This is a genomic window from Micrococcus sp. HSID17227 (assembly GCF_003989405.1).
Lineage (GTDB): Bacteria > Actinomycetota > Actinomycetes > Actinomycetales > Micrococcaceae > Micrococcus > Micrococcus luteus.
In genome coordinates this window covers 1-1679 of the sequence record NZ_RBLN01000380.1, presented here as the reverse complement: position 1 = coordinate 1679, position 1679 = coordinate 1, and the positions used below count along the sequence as shown (strand labels likewise).

The following is a 1679-nucleotide window of genomic DNA, read 5'->3' as shown; positions in this document are numbered from 1 at the left end:
ATGGTCTCGGCCATCGCGACCGGGCTGTGGGCCGCGGGCATGCGACCGGGCGACCGGGTCGCCATGCTCGTGCCGCCGGGTCGCGACCTGTCGGCGGCCCTGTACGCCGTGCTGCGCGTGGGCGCCGTCGCCGTGGTGGCGGACCAGGGCCTCGGGGTCAAGGGCATGACCCGGGCGATGAAGTCGGCCCGCCCCCGCTGGATCATCGGCCGCACCCCCGGTCTGACGCTGGCCCGCGCCCAGTCCTGGCCGGGCACCCGGATCTCCGTGACCGAGCCGGGCGCCGCCCAGCGCCGCCTGCTCGACGTCTCCGACTCGCTCTACGCGATGGTGGACCGCCACCGCGACCCGGCCACGGGCGACGCCGTCGACGAGTACGGCACCGTGCTGCCCGAGCCCGCCCTGGACGCGGACGCCGCGGTGCTGTTCACGTCCGGCTCCACGGGCCCGGCCAAGGGCGTCGTGTACACGCACGAGCGGCTGGGCCGCCTCGTGGCGCTGATCTCCCGCACCCTGGGCATCCGCCCGGGCGGCTCCCTGCTGGCCGGCTTCGCCCCGTTCGCGCTGCTCGGACCCGCCCTCGGCGCCGCGTCCGTCTCCCCGGACATGGATGTCACCCAGCCAGCCACCCTCACCGCGCAGAAGCTGGCCGACGCCGCGATCGCCGGGCAGTCGAGCGTGCTGTTCGCCTCCCCCGCCGCCCTGGCGAACGTGGTCGCGACCGCCGACGGCCTCGACGCGCCCCGGCGCGAGGCGCTCGACGCCGTGCGTCTCGTGCTCTCGGCCGGCGCCCCCGTGCACCCGCAGCTGATGCGTCAGGTCTCGGACCTGATGCCGAACGCCCGGGTCCACACGCCGTGGGGCATGACCGAGGGGCTGCTGCTCACGGACATCGACGGCGCCGAGGTGCAGCGCCTGCGCGCCGCCGACGACGAGGGCGTCTGCGTGGGCTCCGCGCTGCCCACGGTGTCCCTGGCCATCGCGCCGCTGCTCGAGGACGGCAGCGCCGAGGACGTCATCCTCGACCCCGCGCGGGGCCACGGCGTCCTCGGCGAGATCGTGGTCAGCGCCCCCCACCTGAAGGACCGCTACGACGCGCTCTGGCACACCGACCAGCAGAGCAAGCGCGACGGGCTGTGGCGGCGGGACGGCCGGGTATGGCACCGCACCGCCGACGTCGGCCACTTCGACGCCGAGGGCCGCGTCTGGCTCGAGGGTCGGCTCCAGCACGTGATCACCACGCCCGAGGGCCCGGTCGGTCCGGGTGGGCCCGAGAAGACCGTCGACGCGCTCGGGCCGGTGCGACGCAGCGCCGTCGTCGGCGTCGGGCCCCGGGGCACGCAGGCCGTGGTCGTCGTCGTGGAGGCGGCCGTGCCGGCCACGCGCCCGGCGCGGCGCCCGGGTCACCACCGGGACGGCCGGCCCAAGCAGGGCCTCGCCCCGACCGCGCTGGCCTCCGCCGTGCGCGCGGCCCTCGAGCCGCTGCCGGGGGCCGCGGTGCGGCGGTCGACGTCGCGCAGCGTGACGCGCGCGTGGGGCGGGGGGAAGGGCCCGGACGCACCGGGGCCGCGCCCGTCCCCCTCATAGAGGTCGGCCGAGCCGGTCAGGCGGGTGGCGAACTCGCCGAGGGTGCCGGGCTCGCCGCGCCAGAAGTCGCGTACCGCGTCCCGGTACATGCC

1 protein-coding gene is annotated in these 1679 nt (G+C 77.2%); it reads left to right on the top strand.

Features of this window, described 5'->3' with window-relative positions:
- A partial coding sequence (locus tag D8M29_RS12015; RefSeq protein ID WP_238693415.1) for an AMP-binding protein occupies positions 1-1587 on the top strand: 1587 nt, incomplete at its 5' end.
- Positions 1588-1679: the final 92 nt, after the last annotated feature.